This is a genomic window from Agaribacterium sp. ZY112, assembly GCF_041346925.1.
Taxonomy (GTDB): Bacteria; Pseudomonadota; Gammaproteobacteria; order Pseudomonadales; family Cellvibrionaceae; genus Agaribacterium.
Window position 1 is genome coordinate 97,862 of the sequence record NZ_CP166840.1, and the last position, 20,790, is coordinate 118,651.

Below are 20,790 nucleotides of genomic sequence, written 5' to 3' on the forward strand. Positions count from 1 at the left end.
TCTAACTAATAATGCACTAACAAAGAGCGTATCTAGTTAAGCTTTTCAAATACAAACTTATCGGCATTCCACTCCCACGTAGTACTGGAATTACCTGAGCTTTGTACTCGAATAGTCTGAACTCCAGCCTGTAGATAAACGGAGCCTGATGAGCTGGTCTTAACAAATTGATCCCAGTTACCGTTGTTAACAACACTTTCTTTTAACAACGATTGACCATTGACAAACAGCTCAATGGCGCCACCTGTTTGTGTTGTTGCAAGCCAAGCATCGAGACGATACTCACCAGCCACTGGCACATTAATTTCATAATCAGCCCAATCGCCACGCTGATTAAAATTAATACCACCAACACCCGAAGAGGTTGTATAAGTCTCAAAACCACCATAACTGCCACCACTGGCACTAAAGTTTTCAGCCTGCACGGTAAAGCTTGTCTCGATTGGTGCAGATGCAGCAGCAACAAATTCGATCCAGTTAACATTAAATGCACCCGTTTCAAATTCTAAACGCAATATTTTGTTACTAGCAGAATTTAGGCGGATATTCTTTAAAGTAATTGTTTTCCAGTTTTGCCAACCATTAGTGCCACTAAAATTAAACTCAGCAATTGTTTGCCCATCTAATTTAGCAATCAATTTCTTACCTGAAGAACTACCACTGGCCGCGACACGAAGTTTTACATCGTAGTTTCCTGCTGCGATATCAGCAACACTATACTCCAACCATTCGCCCGCAGAAGTCCAGCCAACATTGTAAGCGTCCGAACCATCTGAGCTAGATTGAACATCAACAGACTCTTCCGGGCGATAAGCACCACCCGAATTACCATTATTAGCGTCTGAGTAAGCGATACCCTGACCGCCAATGTCATAATCTTCGGCTTGAATACGCCCAGGTATAAAATGATTAACGTAAGCACTTTGATTCGGTGTCACAGGCAGGGTAGGTGTCGGTGAGGGACTAGGCGTGCTATTGCCAGGGCCATTAGCACCATAAAGACGTAAATCATCAATCAATAAGGTGCCAGTTGCTTTAGCCTCATCAGAACCACCATTATAATAATTGATCCAATAAGCGTAGATTTTTAAATCGGAAGTAGTGCGAAAATTAAAGTTTGTTTTTTCAAAAACCTTAACGCCATCAACCCACGCCCTCAATATGCCATTACTTTGTCCTGGTGTATTCAGTTTTACGTACTGCTTAACATGGTACCAACGATTAAAATCCATATTGCCATCGTCATTCCACCAACGAGCATCACCCCATGTTTTACCATTGTTACCCGTATCTGTGTGATAGATATAAAAGCTGTTGCGAACATCTGAGCGGCCTTCAGCCTTTAGTGTTCCACGAGCCGACCAGCCCTTAGTGCCGTAGCCTGGGCGATTTCCCCAACCAGCTTCTCCATAAGTGCCATCGAAACCTGGAGCCTTGCCACCATAGAGCTTCATGCTGTCATTGTATTTAACACGATATTCGGCATACATTTCTTCCGGCTCAAAACCTAAGTTTTCTTTAAGTTTGTACTTGGCTGAGCCACCGTAGTGAGAATCTTTTAGTACCGTCACTTGAATACAGCTGCCTGAGTAGCAGCCAGAATTTACATGCTTGAAATTTTGGCTGGCCGTCATGTCGTAATTATCTTTCCAGCTCGCGGAGCTGAAATCATCACTGTAATACATTTGTGCATTTACTGAGCCACCAACAAATAGAAGCGCGGCCGCACACAAGCTATGTTTAATATTCATATTTATCTCAATTATTCTATTTATTATTTTTATGCCTCGAAGCCACACTGAAGAGAGTGGGAATACGGGCATTGCAAGCACCAATACTTGGGATTACCCCCAATGAAAACGCCACTTTGTAAAGACTTGAGATTTCGACTAACTACAAACCAGAGCTTCACGTTCTCGCCCATATACAAAAGGGCTAAAAACAGCAAGTAAGTAACTCAATGAGAATCGACAAAACTGCTTATTTAATGGGCAATATTTTTGGCTAAAAACTAGGCTAGTCTAGCTTTACGAGCACAGCAACTGATGTATACGTTTGCATGAATAATATGTGACATAGGTGGCAGTGTGTATACAAACGAGTTAACACTAAAGACTTAAACGACAAAGAAAAGAGGCTGATGACAGCAGAAGATCTAAATTCAAATCAATAACGTAGAATTATCTTTAGGAAGTAAAAACAGGCATAAGCAATGAAGATTTTCTACCTACTACTTAGCACCCTACTCTTAAGCTCATGCTCTACGGTACCTAAGACAATCACCCCCGTTACCGGTTTTGAATTGGATAAATATCTAGGAACATGGTATGAAATAGCTCGATTAGACCATCGCTTTGAGCGCGGCTTAGAACAGGTTTCGGCAAACTATTCCATAAATGATGATGGCACTGTTCGTGTGGAAAACAGAGGTTATTCATCCGCAAAAAAAGAGTGGAAAGACGCCATAGGGAAAGCAAAATTTGCAAAAGACAAACAGACCGGGCACTTAAAAGTATCGTTCTTTGGGCCTTTTTATGGCTCTTATATAATCTTTGATTTAGATAAAGAACACTACCAATACTCATTTATAACCGGTAGTAAAAACACTCTCTGGTTACTCGCCAGAACACCACAAGTAAGCGATGATATTAAACAAACATTCATTAAAAAAGTAACTGATGCGGGTTACAACGCGAATGAACTGATTTTTGTAAAACAAAAATAAAAAAGCGGGAGAAAGACTCACCCGCTTTTAATCTTTAATTAAACACTAGACTGTCTCGAGGCCAATAATATTCAATCGCCTAACGTGGCACAAAATTAACTCGCTCCCATTCCTGATTAACACTAAAAAACTTAGCGTAAATGTGGCCACCTGAGCGTGTCCACGAGGTTTGAGTTGCATTACGTAAAGTACTCAAATTGTTAACATAGGGTCTGTTATTAATTGAGAAAGCAGCGGCCATATTATCAAATCGAACAACCGTAGAGCCATTTCTATCACCGTTAACAATAAAGAATAAGATATCAAAACCATTTGATACTGTGTTCACCCCACCGGGAAAACTCAGCTGATAATCACCGTCGTTTAATTTCAATAAGGTATTCGCACCTGCAAATTGACCACTACCAGGCTTCCCACTCGCTTGATCTCCATCAGGCGTGACAATACGGAAATTAGGATTCTGGCCTGCACGCAAGCGGAACACCGCATAGCGATCATCGGAAATACGGGCGTTAGTCCAACCAGCGGGTATAAAATCATCACTGTCATAAAAGAAAGGGTGATCAGCGATAACCGTACTACCCGCGCGACCACCCGCCGCCGCAGTTAAGCTGCCATCTGCATCCAAAATAACCGAAGGCATTGTTTTACCAATCGCAGTGTAATTCGAGAAGGTACCTTGCGGGCCAGCAAAGCTAAGACTAGATGCCGAGCCATCATTTTCAAAGGAGGTATTACGCATCACAAAATGAGTATGCCGAATAGCAATTGATTCTGTACGGAACATATGCGCGTTAGCTGCAGAGAAACCCGCAAAGTGAGAACCATCTAATGTATTCGCACCATCGTAAAAGCTATGACCGGTAACGATTTGGCTTGGATCACTATTACCTCGGCTATGCCCCACATAAAGTGTATCGGTAATGCGCTGTGTAAAGGTAATAAAGGTACTAATAAAATTATCAGCAAAGAAAATATTACTGAAATTACCTGTGCGCGCGCGATGGTAAATACCGGTGGTGTGTTTGTAGGCTGTGTAATTATCTACCTGCGGTTCGACACTTGGACGATAAGCATCACCATCAAATCGAGCTTTTAAGGTAGCACCAACGTCCACAGCAATATCACTACCGCGATCAAAGTTCAGGCCGATAGGCGAAGAGTGGGAAGAGTTATAAGAAAACTCCCCCAGATTAACTCGATCGGGTTGCACGCCATTATATTGAGGGTCATTTGCCGAAGCACCCACTGCTCGCTGAGGGAATAGAAACCAGAAACCTGTGCCTTCTGAACCTGCTGAAACATTACCAATCCAGGTATTATCTGGATTAGTCATCCAATAGCCTGCCGAGTTAAGAAAGCGAGTAGGGTTCTGACCTACGTGATCGTGGGTATCCACCAAAAAAGGATCCGCAATTTCTGCTGCAGTATCTCCGCCTACTTTATGAATACCAAAACTAATATTTGAAAGGAAGCTGTTACCCGTTTCAACAGCGTCTTCCATAAAAAAGCCATGACCATGAATATCATGCAAAACCACATCTTGAATTAACAGGTTGTGAGTACCGTGTACAGTAACACCACGGTTATTTGAATTAGTGATAGAGACACCACGCAACACATCACCTAAGCGATCGCCGGCCAAATGCCAATGCATTGGGTAGCGCCCCAAACGACCTGTTTGCCCCATACCATGAAGCCGAACACTGTCTATCGTAACTTGGCCAGCAGAGCCCATAACCATAATGTTCCCACCAACACCTTCGCTTTGGCCCGCATTAAATCGAGCGCGGTCACCAAAACGGTTATCAGTATCTTGTGATGCTAGCCCCTGAATAACCACATTACGACTCAGCAAAGCAACTTCCGCACGCATATCGATCGTGCGACTATTGTCTCCTGAGCCATATGTTTCTTTCTCACCATAATGCCTATGATCTAGGGCTTCATTCAAGGTTATTTCCGTATTGCTATTACCTAGATCCCTCAACGCACTTATCGTACGAACCTCTTCATCTGCATAGTCAGTAGAACTACTCGCAATAACAATTTGATCACCGACCTCCCAATTTAAGCTACCGTCTGACGACGCGGAGTAATTACCATCGTAGTTACGCTCGATAATATTTCGGACATATATCGTACTTGAACCAGCCTCTGCGGTTGCAGCCAAACGAGTAAAGCTAAGCTTGTCCTTACCATAAAACTGTAAGCGGCCACCTCCTGCAGCCATAATAAAACCGTTATTATCATTTACCTGCATGCTACCGCTGGCTGTTTCAATCTGCCAATCAAGCAGTGGATCAGCACCAGTAAGAGTTAAAGTGAAGTTAGCTTCATCATACGGATTAGCTTCACTGCCAATTTCAAAGCGGCCATTAGAGTTCACGTGAATCCAATCTGTATCAAGTGAAAAATTAGCATTCGCTTGCTCCCCCACTTTAAGTACACCCTGAACCACAACACCATGTGCTGCCGAGCTTCCCCCCCAGAGAGTGACCGTTTTCCCCTGTGGAATAATCGCGCGCTTATTCGCGTTTGGAACACCATTACTCCAAGTTGAAGCCTGCCCCCAAGGACCACTTGTCATAGCCGTAGTTGGCTCATCATTATCTGGTGACGGACTCGGTGAAGGCGACGGACTTGGTGAAGGCGACGGACTTGGCGAAGGTGACGGACTTGGCGAAGGCGACGGGCTTGGCGAAGGCAACAAGCTTGGCGAAGGCGACGGACTTGGCGAAGGCGACGGACTTGGCGAAGGCGACGGCAACAAGCTCGGTAAAGGCAACGGACTTGGCGCTAAAGACATACTTGGAGATGGCAGCGGGCTCGGAGTTGACGACATAATCGGAGACGGACTCGGTGATGCTATCGGAAGCTGCGAGGGACTCGATGATGGCATCACTGTTGGAGCAACAGACGGCAATACTGATGGAGCTACAGATGGTATAACCGATGGATTTACAACAGGAGTCTGATTGGGGCTAGGAGTAGAAGAAGGTGCTTCAGGAGCCAACGAACCACCACTGCCCCCCCCACAAGCACTGATAGTTAATGCTAAAATTCCTAACAACGATAAGTGTTTCATACTTCTGTTTCCGTAATACTAAAATACAGTTTATTACTGGTATTTCGATCAGCAACAAAGATCAAAGCCTTAAAGCCCAGTCTTATAAAGTCACAATATGAGAGTTTGAAGAGCAGCGCGATAAACGCATAATTTACTATTTAAATTTTAATTCCAAAGCATATTAATTTCTGTGCACCCTGCCTTAGTTTGAACATTAAAAATGCCTAAATAGCCAATATAAAATTGACAAGCTAAACAACCAGGAAGGCGGACACGCAGCCGGACAACCTTCGGACAAAAACAAGCGTGAAGCAGGGAAGCCAACGAAAAGTGCCTAAAAGATCACTTAGATAGCATAATTAGCCGAAGGGCAATATAACCGAAGAAGAAATGAAATCAAAAGACTAAAAAATCATATGCTTTTTTCTTAAGGAAGCCCTTAAACACTTAACCTTAATACTTAGAAAAATCACTAAAAAAATAATAAAGCCCTATTAAATAATAGGCGTTTCTGTTTTTTAACAAGCGTAAAAATAAGAGCTAAAGCTTGACTTCTTCACGCTTCAGCTCTTAAAAAAACCTAATTAAACACAGAGATCAGATAGGTTTCTTAAACACCAAGGTAAAACGATCCGTATTACCTGCCACCGTTTTCCTACCGACTTCATAACGAAGCTCATCATCCGCTCGGTAAAACATGTCTGAGCTCTTATCTAAAACAAAACCTGCGGCTTGGGCTTCCAGAATGACATCCACTGGGTCTTCACGGCGATAGTTTTCATATGTATCTTTTTGCATATGTCGACGGGTATGATCAATAACAACATAGCGACCACCTGGCTTTAAGGCCTTAAAAGCCTGCTTATTAAAAACCATACGGTCCCCACCCGAAAAGTTATGGTATTCCCGAATACATAAGAGCATATCAACATCTCTAACCGGTAACTCAAAACGCCCAAAGATAAAACTCATGGACTCATTACTCCAATTAATATCAACAGGAAGTTTTTTTACCGATGCCAATGGCTTTTCTTTGAGTAACGGATCTAAAAAATCCAACCATTCTTTCCTATACGCAATATAAAGTTCTCCTTTATCCTTCAAAAGAGGACCTAGTATTTTTGTATACCAGCCATCACCCGGGCCAAATTCAAGCACCTTCATATCGGGTTTCAAACCTATAAAGTCAAGCGCAGAAACGGGATTTCTATTATTATCTCGCGCCCTATCCTCATCCGTTCGATGAGGCATATCCATAACCATCTGAACTTCTTTTTGAAACTCATTTAGAGACCAATCTTGAGCGACTACAGGGTTACCAAAAGATAGCAAAGCACTTAATCCGACCAAAGCAACATACTCTTTTTTCATGGTTATTTCCTTTTTATATGGGAGTTGATTTTCATGAAAATTTATTCAAAGAAACGATCAATAACTAAAGCGCAAACTTATAAAACGACAGTTCTTTATCTTCCCTAGTTACGATCATTATTTTTTTCATAAAACAATAAGAAACAAGCCCAGAAAGCATATAACCAAAGGCTATTCCGGCATATAAACCCGGCATATCGGCCAAGTAATAACCGGCTAAGGAAGAAGGCAAAACACAGAAAAATACTCTAACAATAGAAAGCAAGAAAGCTGAAAATGAATGGCCCATCGCATTCAGTACAGAGCTAGAGACGATGGCAACCCCCAAACCACACAAGCTGACGGGCACACTAATAAGGTAACAACGTACTAAAACTTGAACATCAAGCTCTGTACCAAACTGCTCACTAAGCTGATAAGAAAAAAGATATAGAACAAAAGCAAGCCCCAGCTGCAACCACAAAACAAAATGCAAGCAGCTTAGTACCACATTGATAGTGCGCGCCTTTAAACCAGCAGCCCAGTTCTGACCAACAAATACAGGCAGTGCTACAGAAAACACCATCGGTACTATTAAAAGAAATGGCTCTAACCGAGAAACCAAACCAAAGCTAGCGACCGAGCTTGCACCAGAACGTGCAGCTAAAGCGGTCAACACGGATAATACAAGGGGGAGGCTTACATTAGTTAGAAACGATGGTAGGGCGACATAAGAAACAGCCCTTATGTTCGAACCAAAGTTTCGCACAGAAAAAACCAGATATTTCTTTCTTAGCAATAAGTAAAAACACACAACACATATAAAGGTATTACTTATCAGGTGCCCCCAGCCAACACCCACCAGAGCCATAGCTTCTTGCTTAAAAGGCCCCAGCTCAAAACCCAAAACAAGCAAATAGTCCAGCGACATGCTTAACAGAGCCCATACACACAACAGTACTGAAGCTAACTTAACCTGAGCAACAGCTCTAAATACTGATATCGCAGTTAAGCTTAAAAGCGAAGGGATAAACGCAAGATAGCGTAGAAACATATAACTTGTGATTTGCTCTCGTGTATCAGTGCGCTTTAAAGCACTCAGCTCTAGAGAGCTCAACCCCAAACCATCGAACAGTCTGTCATTCACACTAAACAAAAACAAAGACACAAACAATGCAAAGAAAGCAGAGATCAACAGAGAATGGCTAATCAAATACCTGCTTTTATCAAAGTCTTTCTCTCCCACAGCCTTACTTACACATGCAACAACAGCAATACTCAAACATACATTTAAGGAAAAAAGAAAATGACTAACAGGTACAGTAAAACCTTGTGCAAGCAACAACTCAGGATAAAAACGAGATATAAGATAACTATCAAAACAATCTAATAATAACAGGGTCAAAATCGCTGGAAGCAAAGTCAAACTCAAGGAGCTTATTACCCTTACAGCTCTATCGGTTAAAATCCAGTTATGCTTTTCTAGTTGCTCAAGATAGTCCATAGCGCCACGTTATTCCCTGTAAGCCTACCCGCTCCAATCTAAATAGCCCTGATCTAAACAAGCCTAATAACTACAAGCATACGAGTACTTAAGTGAGTGAAATAGCCATAGTCTGTAAAATCTACTTACCGTTTTTTTACATAAAATTTACAAAAAATGGCGATTTAAAGGGTAAGATTGAAGCATCGCTTTTAGCGCTAGAGCTTAACGTTAAGCTCCACACAATAAGATAGTCAGTTACAAACCTACGGAAATACTAGAATATAGGACTCAAATGAGCGACAAGGCATCAGTTTTAGTCATAGAAGATGAACTAGCCATCTTGCAAGGCCTCGTTGATCTCTTTGTTTTCCATGGTTACAAGGTTGATTCATGCATGGATGGTGCTCAAGGCCTTGAGCGCGCATTGGCAGGAAACTATGACTGCATTCTACTTGATGTCATGCTGCCTAGCTTAGATGGTTTTAGTGTTTGCAATGAACTACGTAAACACTCACGAGAACAACCTATCATCATGCTGACAGCCAAAAGCTCAGAGCAAGATATCATTAATGGCTTGTCTTTAGGAGCCGATGACTATATCGCCAAGCCATTTTCCGTGCGTGAATTAGTATTGCGAGTGGAATGTATTCTAAGGCGAACCCTTAAAAAAGACCTCGATGAAGAGCTAGACATATCCCCCTTGCTCAAACTCAAACCCAAGACGTTAAGCGGCTGCTTAGAAGGCAAAAATATCAGTTTCACCCGTAGAGAAATGGCCATACTCCTCTATTTAAAAGAGGCATGCGGCCAAGCGGTAAGCCGATCAACACTGCTAAGTGAGGTATGGGGCTATAAAAAATCTGCAGATATAGATACTCGTACTGTCGATATTCACATGGCAAAGCTGCGTAGAAAAATTGAGCCCGACTGTAAACAACCAATACACATTATTACAGTACGTGGTGAAGGCTATCGCCTCTGCAGTAAAGAAAGCAATTAATTCAAGGTACTATGTTCGCAACAAAGACATTAGAAAATCAGATTGGCGCCCAGCATCTTATTAGGCGCTTACGCCTATATATAATTATCTTTTTAATCGCAATTGCGATACCAATGATATTTTTAATTCAGCGGGGCTACAAGCAATTCCAAAAGGAAGAGTTTCATAAATATGTATGGCACGCTCAGCATCTAATCAAACAAGTACGTGATGATATTAATCCAATCTTAGAGCGCGAAGAAAACCGTGCTTACAACGATTATTATTTCTATAACATATCTGATGATCCCAGACACAGGCAAGAATACCTAACCATGTCGCCTTTATCTGGCGTTCCCGATTCTAATAAAACACCAGGTATTATTGGCTACTTTCAAATCGATGATCAGGGAATATTTAGCTGCCCCGCTCTACCCTTTGAAGATAATCAAAGCTTGCTCGACTTCACCCATAAGCTCACCCCCGATTTTGATGAAGAGCAGATTAAACAGAGTCTAAAACTTAGAAAGAAACTTCGCGCCTTGCTTGTTGACAACGGCTTAATAAGCGGCCCTAAACCTTTTGATCTAGGTGCTTTTCCGGAACTGCCATCGGAGCTCGGAGCATCGTCATCACCAGCTTCAGAGCCTAAAGAATATCTTATTCAAATACAGCCACTAACGTTAATTATCGCAAAAAGTGGTGAGCTAATATTCTCTCGCCAAGTTTGGAAAGGTGAAGCACAGTTAAGTCAAGGATTTATTTTAAATCCTCAGGACTTTTTATATGATCCGCTTCAGCGGTACCTAAACAACTCAGGTTTTCAAAGCAAAGCTCTTGTACAAATTTACTACAAGGATCAAATATTAGGGGCCCTTAGTTACACCCCCAAAATAAGTGAGGGGCCAAGCATTGAATTCAACTCTTACAAACAAAACAAACTTCCCATCACTATCTTTTGGGATGAGCTTCACCCTGCACTTAAACCAATAAAGATCCTTATATCCACAGAGGCTATGCCCCTTGGAGCCAGTGCTAGCACCGGTATTTATTTAGTCTTGGTTATTGTATTTTTAATATTGTTAGGCGCCTTCATTATTTATCAGCTTGGTATTCGCCAAATACGCTTAAATGAAGATAGGCTCAACTTTGTTTCTTCGGTGAGCCATGAATTAAAAACGCCTTTAACCTCCATTATCATGTACGCCGACATGCTTCGCTCAAACATGATCAACAGCAACCAGCAGCGTGAGACCTATTACGACTTTATTTTTTTCGAAGGGGAAAGACTCTCACGACTTATATCCAACATTCTGTGTTTATCCAGCCTAAGGAAAAAAGACGCAAGCTTAAGATTAGAATACACTCCCGTACTTTCTGCAGTAGATCTAGTTAAATCTAAAACCAGAACACTTATAGAAAAAAGCCAATTTGAACTCAAATTACTTATTGATAAAGAAGAGCTAGAAAACCTAGAGTTATTGATTGATGTAGATGCATTTGCGCAAATTGCTATCAACCTCATTGATAATGCCATTAAATTTTCCACAGATCACTGCGATAAAAACCAAAGAAAAAGGCTGGTTGAACTAGGCTTTTCAAGCGAGGGAAAAGACAGCCCTCGCTTATGTTTCTGGGTACGCGACTACGGGCCAGGTGTTGCAAGTGAAGACTGTAAACACATCTTTGATCTGTTCTATCGATCAGGCAATGAACTCACCAGAAAAACGCAAGGCACGGGTATCGGCCTCGCATTAGTTGGAGAGCTCGTGCGCGCAATGGGCGCTAAAGTCGATCATAGAAACCGACATCCCGGCGCTGAATTCGAAGTCTGTTTTCAATACAGAAAGCAACCGCGTATATAATTATTATAGGCCTCAGATTAAGCTTATTGACTGATAACTAAGGCCGGAAAGAGTCATGCAGCCCTAGTTATCATATGCTTATTATTTAATTAGAGGTACTAACAATTTCATCCACTTGAAAAATCGCAGTTGTCCCACTCACTTCATTGCCAACCAACAGTAAGGGCTCTGCATTAGGGCTTTCACTTGCAGCAACAAAATGAATACTCTCGGGCCCCAAGTCACCCGCTTCACTGAAATCGCCTTCATCAACGAGGGCTTCAATATCCACATCATGACGACGAGTTGAAACAAACTGAACGAATTTAGCCGCTTCAGGATTACTTATGTCATACACCATAAGCGCACTGACTCGCTCAAGGCCGATAAAGGCATAGGTTTTACCGTTCAACTCAGCAACCTCTATTGCCTCAGGTTCTGGACCTTTATCGTCTGAACGATCATCAGCGCCATTTTCATCATTACTTGCATTAAAGCCATCAAGACCTAGGCGCTGAGCGCTAATACGCTCAAAGTCGCTGCCGCTATTAAACACTAAGGCGCCTGTCTCTCCATTCCAAATAGAGAATGAACGAGTACCGTAGCTATAAAGCGCTTCATAAGTACAACTGTCATCTGGCTGGCCCGTTGTAGAAAATACATTGTTTTCACAACTTACCCCCATATCAGCAACAATCTTAAGACGCCCCAATAGGCTATTGTCAGCTAAGGTTTCTAGGTCTGATGCAAATAGCTCTAAATTATCGAGCTCAACACTTGCCCCCTGCTCAACAATATCGGCAAAGCGAATTTCATCTAAATAATGCAAGCAATCACCATCATCAAAATCAAAACCACCAGCATCGGTACATGCCGTTTCATCTTCTGCATCGGTCATATACTCACGCGCATCACCTTCGTTAGCAGTAACAAGGTAAGTCATGCCATTAAATTCATAACTATCGATTGAATCAGGCATAAATAGCCCACGAACAGGCCAGTTCTGAATATTCACACCACCGTCTTTATTGCTAGCATCAAGTTCATTACCAAGAACTTCATGGGCCACATAACCCAAGCCTCTTATGGTATCGATGCTGTTATCGCTCAGATCCAATAGAGCTAATGCGTTATTTTCTTGCATAGCAACCCAAGCAATTGTGCTATCGGCATTAACGGTGATGTATTCGGGCTCTAAATCCTGAGCGACTGAAGCTGCTTTGGCAGAAATACGAACATCGTTATCGAGCTCAGCAGCGCGGCTAGCACCGATATTAAAATCTGAAAAAGAAAGATGTGTAACCTGGGCCTCACTCAGTGATAAGACATCACCACTCACATCAATGATAGTAATACTGCCTTCAGGATCAACACTGTAATCGCCGTTTGGCTCACCTTCGTTAGCAACTAGAATCTTGTTGCCATCCGGAGTAAAAGTCACCATATCTGGTAATGCACCAGCTTCAACGGCGCTCATAAAGCTGCCATCTGTAGCATATAAAGCAATATACCCGTTGTCTTGTTTGATATTTGCCTCTACCGCTACAGCAACTAAATCACTCGCAACACTGACACTATTGGCAGCGCCCAAGTCACCGGGCTCTAAATCGGAGATAAAACCAGCAATATCGGCCGCGACATCTAAGGAATCAACAAGACCAGGTGCAGCCGGGTTGCTAAGACTAAGAACATCAATCATGCCTGAATTGGCATTTACAACAAAAGCTTGTTGTGTCGCAGCATCGTAACTAACGATTTCAGCGGCAGACTCATCAAATTCGCCCGTCTGATAACGCCCCAGTAGACTTAAATGTATGCTGCTGTTTTCGGCATTTTTTCCATCAACACCATTAGCGCCATCTTGGCCATTCTGGCCATTACTACCCTGTTCACCCGCCAAGCCCTGAAGTCCTGCAGCGCCCTCTACACCATCATCACCGCCGCACGCTGTCAGTACAGCCAAAATAGCCGCGCTCAAAGCGATTTTTTTAAGTTTGAAATTCATACTGCCCCCTAAAGACTGCTTCTTTTTAATGGGCCGCATCTTGGCTAAGAATTGTGACGAATAGATGTCTGATATATTTCTGTTTTGTGAAACCAAAAGAAATACAGCAAGGGGGCACCTCATATAAATAAGGTGCCCATAAAGATAAGTCAGATATAAACGCGTCAATTAAAACGACAACGGCCAAGCTAAACCGCTCGACCTCAATAGTAAAATCCTTATAGCTAAGGCTTGGCTAGATCCGAGCTAAATGTAAATACCTGCATAGTTGCCGTAGTTACAAAACCACCCTCATCAGGGAAGTTCAAAACAACCGTGTTTTCTTTTTTAAGTAGTTCGTTAGGTACTTTTATTTCGAGCATATTAAAAAACTGTGGTCGAAACTCTTGATCATCGCCAGAAAAATCATCTGGTACGACTAAGGCACTGCCATTGATAATAACTTTGGGCTTTTTCGACAAATCATGAGCGCGGCCAAAACTTAAACGAAGAAGTGCTTCGCCATGAAGCCCCTTATTAACATCGGCAATGGTAAATTCAATATCTTGTCCGGCTTTAATCGGCTGCTTATAGCTAGAAGCGTAATATTTACGCTCTGACATAACCTCACTGGCTTTAATAGTACGCTGAAACTTATATTCAAGTATTAAGCTGGCTTCAGCTCCAATAGTGAGTGACTCAGGTATTTTTTTCTCTACAGACTCCGTTAAAGTCGGCTCACCATTCGCAAAATATAAATGCTTAATCTTCACATTTGCAAACCTGTATTTCTCTAGATGCTTAAGATTTAGTTCAATGCTTTGCGAATGCCTTTCAACATTGGCAATAATTACATAGACTTTTTTCCCGTCAATATAACTATCAACTAGGAGATCTGCTTCATCAGAAGATGATGCGGCACGAGTGCCGTTTACATCGGACCAAAGTTCGTAGAACTTAACAATATCAGTAAATACATAATCACTGCCTTTTTCACCCTCTTTTTCATCCTTGTGCCTTAATAAACGCCAAGCATAATCACGACCACCATTGCCGCTCCACTCTGCCTTAGGCAAGCTAAAAGGGATCGCTTTAATGATTAGGTCGGGCTTAGCCATAAACTGCAGCATCATTGGGCTAAAGGACTTCATTGTTTGCCAATCATTAAGCGATGACCACGCCTGCTCTTCGGTTTTATGGTCCCGACCGCCGTACTCAGAAATAATAAAAGGCTTAATTTCACCTAACTTTAATAACTCGTATTGCTCCATCATATCCATGGTGGCTTCAATACGACCACCTTTAAAGTTAGCAACACCGCCATCACGCTTTAAATAACCAAAGTCATACAGATGAATAGAGAAAAAATCCATCTGCTCGCCACTGGTATCTAAAAACAACTTCATACGCTCATTCCAGCGCTCAAAGTTATCAAGGTCAAACCAAGGAAAGGCCGTGGTATAACCACCTATTTGAACCGTATCGTTAACCCTTCTAATGCCTTTAGCGACCTCATTATGAAAAATAAATGTATCAATAGGTTCAGCACCGTGAACATCTACCAGCTCATATAAAGGTTCATTCACAACCTCGAGATAAGGCGGCCGCTTTTGGCCTTTAGAAGACGGCTGTTTTGCATCGCGATAGAACTCATTAACAAAAAGCCCCATGTACTCACCAATAGCATCGTTGCTTGCAAAGCTCCAGCCACCACGACCAGTATGATTACCCAACCAAAGCTGATTTAACTGGCCGCCAATCATCATCTCCAGATGGTCTTCATACTTGTGCAACTTTCTAAGCGCACGCCCATAAAAAGATTCACGGTAACGCCTTCCAAGCATCTCAATACTTCTGGGATCAGCATAGCCTGGACGCTTTGGGTCTTCGGTAATTTGAGTTGCGTGATAAACCATGGTGCCATTATCACGACCAAAATAGACATCAAGCTCGTCAAATAAATAGGATAATTTATCCTCCTCCCCAACCCAGTCGGGCGTGGCAATGGCAGAGTGCATTACAACGTACTTGCTACGATCAAACTGAGAATGCCCCTCTACACTATGCACAACATTTAAATCGACATCGATTTGAGCCACCTTATCCGTGTGCGGCTCTGAACTCTGAGCACTACTATAAGCACACAATAATGCGGCACAAGGCAATACAAGTGCCTTAAGAAGACTTTTCACGTAACAAACTCCGATAAAACAGGAAAAAGAGAGGCAGTATAGCTAGCAACTTACTATTTTAATACTTTATGCTTATCAGATTAGAGCTGTTTAACACCTGTATCTGCCAAGCTTCAAACGCTTTTTATACGGATTAAAGCCACTGCGTAAATTGAGGACTCTGAAAGGTAAATATTTGATAACGCTCTTCTATAGATAAATAGAATAATTCATATTCTCTAGGCTTTTTCTAATCCCCAACTTAAGCCAAAAGATGAGTGCTAGTTGTTATAAGCAGGACTTAAGCTTCCAACGAGGCTATTTTCTCCAAAAGAAGACTTAATGCCTTTCTTTAGTACTAAGCGTACTAAAGCAACATTGTGAACAAGTACTAACAAAAAACCGTTCATTTATCACAAAAGCGTCCGCATTCTTTAAAACGCCCCCTAAAGACAAGGATTTGCAATACACTTGAACTAAAGGTCAACGGTGTGCGTAGAAGATAGCTATGTTATTCAAAAAGAAAACGACAAAGAACCTAAAAGAAAGTGAGGTAACGCCTGAAGCGACTTACCTTAAGCGCCGAGAGCTGCTAAAAAGCTTAGGCTTTGCCGGAGCCAGTGCGGGGGCCGCCGTAGTAGGAACCATAAGTACTCCAGCTCATGCTGGCTTGTTTGATTTGTTTTCCGATGATGAAAGTAAAAATAAGGCCGACAAACGCAAAGACTTGGTTTACCAGCCAGATATAAACAGCAAAGACCTAGCACTCACACCATACACTAAGGCCAGCACCCATAATAACTTTTATGAATTTGGCACATCCAAAACGGCACCTGCTTTGAGCAGCCAAAACATGAAACTTGAGCCATGGACACTAACGGTAGAAGGCGAAGTTGAAAAACCAGCGACTGTTGATGTTTGGCAGTGGATGAATAATAACAAGCTCGAAGAACGTATTTACAGGATGCGCTGTGTTGAAGCGTGGTCGATGAATATCCCGTGGCTGGGCTTTGAATTAGGTAAATTTTTAAAACAGTTTGCCCCTACCAGCAAAGCGAAATACGTAGCCTTTGAAACCCTCTACGACCCTGAACAAATGCCGGGGCAAAAATCTCGCTTAGTTGGTGGTGGTATCAACTACCCCTATGTTGAAGGCTTGCGCATCGATGAGGCCATGCACCCTTTAAGTATCTTAGCTGTCGGCATGTATGGGAAAACATTACCGCCACAAAATGGCGCACCGATACGTTTAGTTGTGCCATGGAAATATGGCTTTAAAGGCATTAAGTCAATCGTTAAAATTCGCCTAACTGAACAGCAGCCTCCTTCAACTTGGAATTTATTAGCGCCAAGTGAATACGGCTTTTATGCCAATGTAAATCCAGCCCACGACCACCCCCGATGGTCCCAAGCCAGCGAACGCTTTATTGGCCCAGGTGGTGCACTTAGTGTTAAGCGCCAAGCTACCCTACCCTTTAACGGCTATGCCGATGAGGTCGCCGCATTGTATAAAGGAATGGACTTACATAAGTACTACTAATATGGCCCACTCTAAAACAGCCAAACAGTTAGCTATAGGGCTACAACTATGTACTCATATAGCGTGCTTTGTGCCTTTGCTTTGGCTGTTTTTTGCTATACCGGCAGGCACCTTAGGTGGCGATCCGGTTAAAGAACTGATTCACTTTTTAGGTACAGGCGCACTGCGAATTTTGCTCTTATGTCTTGCTGTATCGCCCCTTGTAAAGTTTCTTAAACAAGCGCCCCTTATGCGCTTAAGACGCCCCCTTGGCTTGTGGGCTTTTATCTGGGCGAGCTTGCATATTTTTGCTTGGCTAGCATTTGACCTTATTTACGACTGGTCACTAATTATCGAAGAGGTCACTCAGCGCACTTATATTGTGGTCGGTTTTGTTGCGTGGTTACTACTACTGATGCTGAGTATTAGCTCCATCCCCAAACTACTTAGAGGCATGGGGAAGCAATGGACAAAATTACACGGCAGTATTTACCTCATTATTTTACTTGTGTGCCTGCACTTTTGGTGGTCAGTAAAAAGCGGCTGGATAGAACCTAGCATCTATTTTAGTCTCGCTGTGCTATTACTGGTTTTACGTAAAAAGAAAATAATAACTTGGATTAAGAGCTTTAAAAGCAATCAGACAAACACCTAAGTCTCTATAAAAATATGCTTTAATAAGCCTTGCTCAATAAAACGGCTTTGCTTACGTGACTACTCCCAAACAACAGCAGCTATTCTTAAACGGCTCCATTTCTCACGCGCTTTATAGCTTAGCGCTACCGATTATTCTCGCCAATATATTACAGTCTTGCTATCAGTTTACCGATGCTTTTTGGGTTGGTCGTCTAGGCTCTGCTGCCGTAGCGGCTGTATCGGTAAGCACACCCGTTACCTTTCTATTAATTGCTATTGGCTCAGGCTTAGCCATGGCAGGCACGACCTTAACCGCACAATATATGGGAGCAGGTCGACAAGATAAGGTCAATGAAGTCGCCGGACAAACTCTATTAATGGTGGTGGGACTTTCAAGTGTTCTCGGTGCCATAGGTCTAGTATTAGCACCACATTTATTAACGCTTATGGGGGTTGAGCAAGACGTTTACAACGATGCACTTAAATTTATGCGTGTCTCGTTTATTGGGATTGTGTTTGTTTTTACCTTCTCAATGTTTCAATCCCTTATGCGCGGTGTTGGCCATACTTTAATTCCATTAGTGATTGTTTTTACAACCGTTTTACTTAACCTCATACTCGACCCACTGTTTATTTTTGGCTACGGCCCCATACCCGCTTTTGGCGTAGAAGGCGCGGCCATGGCCACCCTAGGCACACAGAGTCTCGCTGCGCTCGTTGGTGTATGTGTTTTATGGCGAGGTAAGTGGGGTATTCGTTTACGCTTAAAGCATTTAGTGCCCCAGCCAAGCTATATGAAAAAAGCCGTGCTACTTGGGTTTCCCGGCTCAGTTGAGCTCTCAACTCGCAGCCTTGGCTTAATGGTAATGTCTTTTCTTGTGGCATCGATGGGCACCTTAACCATTGCCGCCTACGGTATTGGTGCCAACATTATTCAGCTTGTTATGATTCCCGCTATGGGTTTATCTATGGCCGTCTCGACCCTTGTAGGCCAAAACATGGGGGCAGGAAAAATAGAGCGAGCCGAACAAGTTACCAAACTCGCTACCTTAATGGGCTGCCTATTTCTCACCCTTATTGGCGGGCTTGCCTACTTAACAGCTCCGCACATTATGTGGTTTTTTGTTCCCAATGAAGCGGAAGTCATTAAACAAGGAGCCCACTTTATTCGTGTTATGTGTCTGTCATGGGGGGGCATTGGGGTACAACTATGTATTCTCGCGGCATTTCGCGCCTCAGGCAATATGATCAATGCGATGGTGCTGGCTATGGTCAGCCAGTGGATATTACGCTTCCCGCTTGCCTACCTTCTTTCCAAGCATACCAGCATGGGCGAAGAGGGCCTGTGGTGGTCTTTCCCTATCACCAATATCGTAACCGCACTGATTGCTTTAGCTTGGTTTTATGCCGGTGGCTGGAAAAAAACTAAGATTACGGATGATGAACAGCAGAGTATTGATACGGCAGATAAGGCCCTAGAAGAGGAAGGATACAGGCAGCAATAGTTGATAGCACTGGTCAAGGTTCTTTTAAGCCCTTTGTAGATAACACTCATCGACAAAGGGCCGAGCTAGGGCATGTTAACACTCATTTATTAGCTTTAATTTACCCCTGATAATCTAAGTATATTCGGGGGTCGCCAACTTTGTTAATTCTAATTAAGGTATCTTTTAAAAAGTCATAACCTATATAACCTTTTACCGCATTAATATTCTGGCTATGGTTAGCCTTGTTGAGTAACCCCACGGCCTCAAGATCCAGCTCAACACCGGCAATGTAAACAGCCTGCGTCAAAGGCAGTGTTTGAGAAAAATCAGCAGGATCCATATTACTCACATCAACACCTAGCATAACACTTTCAATATAAGGTTTTTCATACTTAGTAATATATGAGCCGGTATCAACTAAACCCAAAACCTCAGAACCCTCAGTCAAGGACGAAGCTAAAAATAGCACGTTTCCATCCCAATTTGCCTCAGTATTTAGCTCATCAAAAACCTTAGTTTCTGGAAAAGCTGTTAGGGTATTATTTTTCAGATCCATCTCAATCGGGCCTGAAAAGGTTGCCAATGGATTAAACACCCCGTGCACACCTGCGCCCCCCATATCGGTATTATCGACTATAGCGACTTTATACAAAGTCAAATCGTTGCCATTCATGCTCATATCCAGCGTTGGCAATAACTTGACCGACATCGGCTGACCTAGATGATCTGTGCCCGCCAAACTAGGCAAAAAAGACAAGTTAATACCTAACTCACGAGCAAAATCTAAGGTAATGACATTCATCGTCGCGCCAGTATCCAACATTAGCTTGGCTGGCTGCCCATTAAGCTCTGCATCCATCTGCAAAAAGTTGTGGGAGCTTTGTTCAAGCGGAAAACTTATCGCCTTTTCAGGTGATACTGTAAAACTACCAAATAGAAATATAAACGCGGCACCTGCGAGTAAAAACACCACGGCCACAACACTTAACACGATCTTTTTCATCTCATCCCTTTTTTATGCTTATTGTTTTATTCCTGAACAGTTTCTTCTCCAATAAGAAAACTGCAGGCTAAAAATGCCGAGTCAGAATAAGAAATATCTAGAAAACGAACAAGCCCCATAACGCTTATTAGCATGTACAATAAACAGCTCAGCAATTTAGTAAGACAAAGAGCCACAGATGAAAATCGACGTTTTTTTAAACAAACTCAAACAAACCCCTGAGCAAATCAGCTTTGCAGATACCATGGCCGTCATCGACGCCAATTACACTTACCAGCCGTGTAGCTTTAGTAATGGCGAAGCTCAAAATGCGGCGGCTACAAATGAAGGCTCATGTAAGTTGTTTGCATTTGCACAGCTGCAAAACCTCGATAAAGAAGCCACCCTCGCTTGTTTTGGTGATTATTATCGCAACGATGTGTTAAAGACCCCAGAAGGCAGTGACCACGCCAATATCCGCAACTTTATGCTCAGCGGCTGGCAAGGTATTCACTTTGATGGCCAAGCACTTAGCGCCAAAGCCTAAGCCTAAGCCT

General features: G+C 42.6%; 14 protein-coding genes. 7 read left to right on the forward strand and 7 right to left on the reverse strand.

All coding sequences use genetic code 11. The annotated features are described in order from the left end of the window. Positions 1-32: 32 nt before the first annotated feature. The gene (locus AB1S55_RS00495; RefSeq protein ID WP_370979811.1) at positions 33-1,751 is read right to left on the reverse strand and encodes a carbohydrate-binding protein; all 1,719 of its coding nucleotides are present in this window, start codon (positions 1,749-1,751) and stop codon (positions 33-35) included. Positions 1,752-2,212: 461 nt separating this feature from the next. On the opposite strand from AB1S55_RS00495, the gene AB1S55_RS00500 reads away from it, so the two are divergent. Continuing rightward, the gene (locus AB1S55_RS00500; RefSeq protein WP_370979812.1) at positions 2,213-2,725 is read left to right on the forward strand and encodes a lipocalin family protein; all 513 of its coding nucleotides are present in this window, start codon (positions 2,213-2,215) and stop codon (positions 2,723-2,725) included. Between the two features lie 79 nt (positions 2,726-2,804). Here the strand turns inward: AB1S55_RS00500 and AB1S55_RS00505 are convergent, their stop codons facing one another. The 3 genes from AB1S55_RS00505 to AB1S55_RS00515 all read right to left on the reverse strand — a co-directional run bounded on the left by AB1S55_RS00505 (position 2,805) and on the right by AB1S55_RS00515 (position 8,649). Continuing rightward, complete coding sequence (locus tag AB1S55_RS00505) at positions 2,805-5,813, reverse strand: G8 domain-containing protein (protein ID WP_370979813.1); 3,009 nt, start codon at positions 5,811-5,813, stop codon at positions 2,805-2,807. A 579-nt stretch (positions 5,814-6,392) separates the two neighbouring features. Next, positions 6,393-7,166 (reverse strand): class I SAM-dependent methyltransferase, encoded by a 774-nt coding sequence (locus AB1S55_RS00510; RefSeq protein WP_370979814.1) that lies wholly within the window; start codon positions 7,164-7,166, stop codon positions 6,393-6,395. Between the two features lie 64 nt (positions 7,167-7,230). Then, a complete protein-coding gene (locus tag AB1S55_RS00515) occupies positions 7,231-8,649 on the reverse strand; it encodes an MATE family efflux transporter (RefSeq protein WP_370979815.1) in 1,419 nt (472 codons plus the stop codon). A gap of 274 nt (positions 8,650-8,923) precedes the next feature. Here AB1S55_RS00515 and AB1S55_RS00520 point away from each other — a divergent pair, with 274 nt between their 5' ends. Together AB1S55_RS00520 and AB1S55_RS00525 are read left to right on the forward strand one after the other, a co-directional pair. Then, positions 8,924-9,631, forward strand: coding sequence for a response regulator transcription factor (locus tag AB1S55_RS00520; RefSeq protein ID WP_370979816.1), 708 nt, complete (start codon positions 8,924-8,926; stop codon positions 9,629-9,631). A gap of 113 nt (positions 9,632-9,744) precedes the next feature. After that, positions 9,745-11,475 carry a sensor histidine kinase gene (locus AB1S55_RS00525; protein WP_370979817.1) on the forward strand — a complete coding sequence of 577 codons (1,731 nt, stop codon included), beginning with the start codon at positions 9,745-9,747 and terminating at the stop codon, positions 11,473-11,475. Between the two features lie 85 nt (positions 11,476-11,560). On the opposite strand, the gene AB1S55_RS00530 is transcribed toward AB1S55_RS00525, so the two are convergent. After that, positions 11,561-13,459, reverse strand: a complete 1,899-nt coding sequence (locus tag AB1S55_RS00530) for a choice-of-anchor I family protein (RefSeq protein ID WP_370979818.1) — start codon at positions 13,457-13,459, stop codon at positions 11,561-11,563. A 224-nt stretch (positions 13,460-13,683) separates the two neighbouring features. Further along, entirely contained in the window at positions 13,684-15,630 is a 1,947-nt protein-coding gene (locus AB1S55_RS00535) for an agarase (RefSeq protein WP_370979819.1), read from the reverse strand. A 487-nt stretch (positions 15,631-16,117) separates the two neighbouring features. On the opposite strand from AB1S55_RS00535, the gene msrP reads away from it, so the two are divergent. The 3 genes from msrP to AB1S55_RS00550 are packed head-to-tail and all read left to right on the forward strand — an operon-like array spanning position 16,118 to position 19,269. Further along, a complete protein-coding gene (gene msrP, locus AB1S55_RS00540; protein ID WP_370979820.1) occupies positions 16,118-17,149 on the forward strand; it encodes a protein-methionine-sulfoxide reductase catalytic subunit MsrP in 1,032 nt (343 codons plus the stop codon). 1 nt (position 17,150) lies between these two features. Next, on the forward strand, positions 17,151-17,783 hold the full coding sequence (gene msrQ / locus AB1S55_RS00545) for a protein-methionine-sulfoxide reductase heme-binding subunit MsrQ (protein ID WP_370979821.1): 633 nt from the start codon (positions 17,151-17,153) through the stop codon (positions 17,781-17,783). Between the two features lie 55 nt (positions 17,784-17,838). Beyond that, entirely contained in the window at positions 17,839-19,269 is a 1,431-nt protein-coding gene (locus AB1S55_RS00550; RefSeq protein ID WP_370979822.1) for an MATE family efflux transporter, read from the forward strand. Between the two features lie 100 nt (positions 19,270-19,369). On the opposite strand, the gene AB1S55_RS00555 is transcribed toward AB1S55_RS00550, so the two are convergent. After that, on the reverse strand, positions 19,370-20,254 hold the full coding sequence (locus AB1S55_RS00555) for a retropepsin-like aspartic protease (RefSeq protein WP_370979823.1): 885 nt from the start codon (positions 20,252-20,254) through the stop codon (positions 19,370-19,372). Between the two features lie 178 nt (positions 20,255-20,432). Between AB1S55_RS00555 and AB1S55_RS00560 the strand changes: the two genes are divergently transcribed. Then, the gene (locus AB1S55_RS00560; protein ID WP_370979824.1) at positions 20,433-20,780 is read left to right on the forward strand and encodes a HopJ type III effector protein; all 348 of its coding nucleotides are present in this window, start codon (positions 20,433-20,435) and stop codon (positions 20,778-20,780) included. Positions 20,781-20,790 lie beyond the last annotated feature (10 nt).